This is a genomic window from Streptomyces sp. NPDC054961 (assembly GCF_053609145.1).
Genome location: NZ_JBSGWY010000095.1, coordinates 1 through 3,783 on the forward strand (window position 1 = coordinate 1; position 3,783 = coordinate 3,783).

The 3,783-nt window shown below is 70.8% G+C and carries 5 protein-coding genes, 1 rRNA gene and 1 pseudogene; 2 read left to right on the forward strand and 5 right to left on the reverse strand.

Annotated elements, in window-relative coordinates; genetic code table 11:
- Positions 1-306: 306 nt before the first annotated feature.
- A complete protein-coding gene (locus ACWF9Z_RS36495; protein ID WP_453609903.1) occupies positions 307-1,341 on the reverse strand; it encodes a HEAT repeat domain-containing protein in 1,035 nt (344 codons plus the stop codon).
- A gap of 141 nt (positions 1,342-1,482) precedes the next feature.
- Between ACWF9Z_RS36495 and ACWF9Z_RS36500 the strand changes: the two genes are divergently transcribed.
- Positions 1,483-1,905 carry a hypothetical protein gene (locus ACWF9Z_RS36500; RefSeq protein WP_453609905.1) on the forward strand — a complete coding sequence of 141 codons (423 nt, stop codon included), beginning with the start codon at positions 1,483-1,485 and terminating at the stop codon, positions 1,903-1,905.
- A gap of 20 nt (positions 1,906-1,925) precedes the next feature.
- Positions 1,926-2,258 (forward strand): annotated as a pseudogene (locus ACWF9Z_RS36505) (transposase family protein); the annotation flags it as partial.
- 236 nt (positions 2,259-2,494) lie between these two features.
- On the opposite strand, the gene ACWF9Z_RS36510 reads toward ACWF9Z_RS36505, so the two are convergent.
- The 4 genes from ACWF9Z_RS36510 to rrf form a co-directional block, all read right to left on the reverse strand.
- Complete coding sequence (locus tag ACWF9Z_RS36510) at positions 2,495-2,713, reverse strand: hypothetical protein (protein WP_453609906.1); 219 nt, start codon at positions 2,711-2,713, stop codon at positions 2,495-2,497.
- Positions 2,714-2,944: 231 nt separating this feature from the next.
- Positions 2,945-3,235 (reverse strand): hypothetical protein, encoded by a 291-nt coding sequence (locus tag ACWF9Z_RS36515; protein WP_453609908.1) that lies wholly within the window; start codon positions 3,233-3,235, stop codon positions 2,945-2,947.
- Positions 3,232-3,588: a hypothetical protein gene (locus ACWF9Z_RS36520; protein WP_453609910.1), complete on the reverse strand. Its 357-nt coding sequence runs from the start codon at positions 3,586-3,588 to the stop codon at positions 3,232-3,234. The genes ACWF9Z_RS36515 and ACWF9Z_RS36520 overlap by 4 nt, the downstream gene beginning before the upstream one ends.
- A 127-nt stretch (positions 3,589-3,715) precedes the next feature.
- Positions 3,716-3,783: ribosomal RNA gene (gene rrf / locus ACWF9Z_RS36525) — 5S ribosomal RNA — on the reverse strand; the annotation flags it as partial.

The following is a 3,783-nucleotide window of genomic DNA, read 5'->3' on the forward strand; positions in this document are numbered from 1 at the left end:
TGTGTTTCCGACTCTATCAGACTCTTTCGTGTCCGATTCCCAGTCAGCGGGTTTCGCTTTCCAGGTTCCCGCTTTCGCGTTTCCCTTTCCGGCGAGACCGACTCTATCAGAAGTTTTCCACCGGATTTCCCGGCTTCAGATTCTGGAAGAAGAGTCGAGGGTGCCCACTCCGAATTGCTTCTTTGGGGGCCGGCTGCCGAACTTGTCCAGTTCCAGGCAACCGTTTGACTCTACATGACGGCCCCTGCACGGTCAAAATCGTGGCGCGCCACGACGTCCTGCTGCGCGGAGCACCGGGCTCCCGGGCTACGGGACCCGGCCACGGCCCTCCCGGATCACGAGTTCCGCAGCACGCAGAGGGTCGCCGCCGGCCCGGGCGAGGAGCCCTTCCACCTCGTAGCTGGAGGTTCCCCCGGCTCCGAGCAGGCCGAGGGTCAGGTCCGGGCCGAAGACCTCCCGGTAGACCGCGGCGTCCAGTTCGGGGCAGAGCCGGTTCAGCGCTGACAGCAGCTCCCCCGCGTCGGTGTCCAGCCGTCGCCGCCGCACGGGGTCGCACGCGCGCACCGCGGCCGCCACGCCCGGGGCGTCGGGCTCGTACTCCAGGAGGGCGGGCAGCAGCTCGGGAGCCCCCGTGATCCGGGCGGCCGCGAACGTGTGGACGTGGGCGCCGTCCGGATCCGCGAGGAGAGCCCCCAGCAGCGGCACCGCCCGCGGGTCATGGCGCCGGGCGAGCCCGCGGATGCCCTCCTCGCGCACATCGGCGTGGTCGTCGGTCGTCCGCTCCCAGAGAGCCGCACGGATCTCGGGACCGTCGGCCTCGGCCTGGAACCCCAGCGTGAACGTCGCCCAGTTCCGGACCTCCGGATCCTCGTCCCGGGTCAGCGTGAGGAGCGCACGGACGTCCGCCCCGTCCGCCCGGCCCGTGAGGACCCCGGTGAACGAGGAGGCCACCTCCTGGCGGACGCCGGCATCGGGATGTCCGGCGAGAGCGACCAGAACGGGCACGGCACGTGCCTCGCCCGTCCCCCCGATCGCGCGCGCCAGTGACCTCAGCACGCACCCCTCGGTCTCCCGCTCGGCCAGGGCGACCAAGGCGGCAGCCGTCGCGCCGCGGAGCGCCTCGTGCTGATCGCTCGCCTCGCCCAGCAGGTCGCATCCGACGGCGCGCTCGAGCGCATCCCCGGAACGGATCAGTTCCCGGCCGGCCCGCACCGCCCCCGCCCCGTCGGCACCCGCCCGCCTCAGCAGCGCCCCGTACTCCTCCCCGTCACCCGCCTCCGCCGCGACGCGCGCTGCCGCCACCACCCGCCCGACCGACTCCTCCACCGCTCCCGGTTCCATCCGCGCATTGTGGTGGATACCCCGCGCGGCGACATCGGTCCGGCGAAGAAGAGAGAAGAAGAGCGCGGACCGTCCCGCGCGAGCTCCGATCAGCCGTTGCCACCCACCCGGAGAGAGGACTCCGTCTGGAACGATGTGCCGGTGCATGCCGATGACCAGATGGGCGAGGGTGTCTCTGCCGACCTCGCGGCGCTCCTGCGGAACGCGGACGACAGCCGCCCGGTGCAGATCGTTCCTTCCGTCTGCGGCGGGTGCGGCGGACGCGTGTTCTTGGTGCTCGTCGACGATGTCGAGGGCGCGGCCGAGCGGGTGTGCGTGGGCTGCGGCGGCCGTGCGTTCATCGCGGACAGCGAGGAGTTCTGGGAGGACGCGGATCCTGGCGAGGCCGGCTGCCCGTGCGGGAGCGTGGAGTTCGAGACGGCAGTCGCGTTCTCGCTCGCCGGCGACGGCTCGGTCCGCTGGGTGACGGTGGGGCTGCGGTGCCACAAGGACGGCGCTGTGGGGATCTACGCCGACTGGAAGATCGACTACGGCCCCACGGACCACCTCCTCACCATGGTCTAGGTCTGTAGTGCCCCGCGTGCGGCGTGACCGCTTCTCGCGTGCACAGCACGTACACGCGGCGCCTGGCCGACCGTCCGTTGGCCGGTCGGCGGGTGCTGCTGCGGCTGCGGGTCCGCCGGTTCTTCTGTGACCACGGCCTGTGCTCCCGCCGGACGACGGCTGAATGCCGGCCCATCGATCTCCTGCCCGACCGCACCGCGGACACCGCGGCGTCCTGGCTCGCCGACCACCCCGAGATCGAGGTCATCCGCCGGGATCGGTGCAGCACCTTCGGCCAGGCCGCCGCCCGCGCGGCACCCGACGCGATCCGGGTCGCAGACAGGTGGCATGTGCTGCACTCGCTCGCCCGCGCAGTTGAACGGACCGAGTACATCGCGACGCTCCGCGCCGGCACCGCCGCCCCCCGAACCAGCGCGGCCGATACCCAGCGCCCGCCGTATCACGACCTGGATCACGCGCCGCCCCGACAGCCTGACCGACAACCAGCGGGAACAACTCGACCGAATCCTGGATGCCTGTCCCGACCTGGCCACCGCCCGCGACCTCGCTCACGAGTTCAGTGCCACCGCCCGCGACCTCGCTCACGAGTTCAGTGCCATCGCCCCGCGAACGTCGGGATCACGACCTCACCGGCTGGATGGCCCGCGCCCTCTACCAAGGTCCACAGCCGGTCCAGGGCTTCGCAGCATTCCTCCACCGGCCTGGTCGCTTGCTTCCCGGCCTCGACCACCAGGCTCTTCAGCTCCGGGCCGGCCGGCTCGGGATACTGGCCACCGGCCCAGGGCGAGTCGGAGGGCAGCGGTGTCACCGCTATGTGTTCGGTCAGGCTGTGTGGCTCACCATGCGGGCATCGATGACCAGGGTGGGCACGCTCGCCCGGCGGGCTATGTGATCACGGCTGTTGCAGGGGTGAAGGCGTTCGCCAGCGGCCCGCGCAGGTAGACCGACCCAGCGGCGCCGATCCGCCCGCGCCGCTGGTCCGCCCGCGCGAGCGGGTCGTACAGGCAGGCCATCAGCGGCTGAACCTGACCGAGCCCTACTAGAGGTTGACGCGTTTCAGGTAGACGCGGCTGCGGTGGGGGATGGTCTGGTACCAGAGCATCAGGTGTTCGTCCTCGTACGTACGCAGCCGCATCGGGTGGGCGTCCTCGTAGAGGCTGCCGTCCTTGGGGTCGACGGCCATCGAAGCGAGGTCCACCAGACCGTCCATGACGGCGGATACGAGGGCCTGTTGGTCCGCGGGCATGTCGCCCAGGACCCAGACGCGGCCCGGATCGCATTCCCAGGCCCAGCCGGTGTCGTTCTCGGCGCCCTCGCCGCGTGAACTCACAGGCCGATCTCCCGCTGGGCCTCGGCCAGGATGCGGCTGCTCGTCTCCATCGCGGCCTGGAACTGCTGTTCCGTGGCCGAGGGGTCTCCGGCGACGCGTTCTGCTGCGTGCAGGGCGGCCGCCCGCGCCGGCCAGCGGTGGATGGCCACGTGGGTGGCCCACTTGATGAGGAAGAACCGCAGGGGATTGATGGCGCCGGTCTCGGCCGCGCGGTCGAACGCCTCGTTGCATTCCTTGTCGAGCGCCGCCAGGCTCGCCATGTCGATCCGTCGCACCGCATCGCGCAGGGCTTCCCGCGTCATCGCCGGCTGGGGGATGAGCGGGCCGCCGGCTTCCAGCTGCTGAGCAGTCATCGTGTCCTCCTGGGAACGCGGCCAGGATACCCAGCCCCGCGCGATCCGGCCGGGCAAAGGGCTGTGAACGCAGAAAAGCCCCGCACCGAACCCGTGAGGGCTGGTGCGGGGCTTTCCCACAATGATTGTTCGGCGGCGTCCTACTCTCCCACAGGGTCCCCCCTGCAGTACCATCGGCGCTGAAAGGCTTAGCTT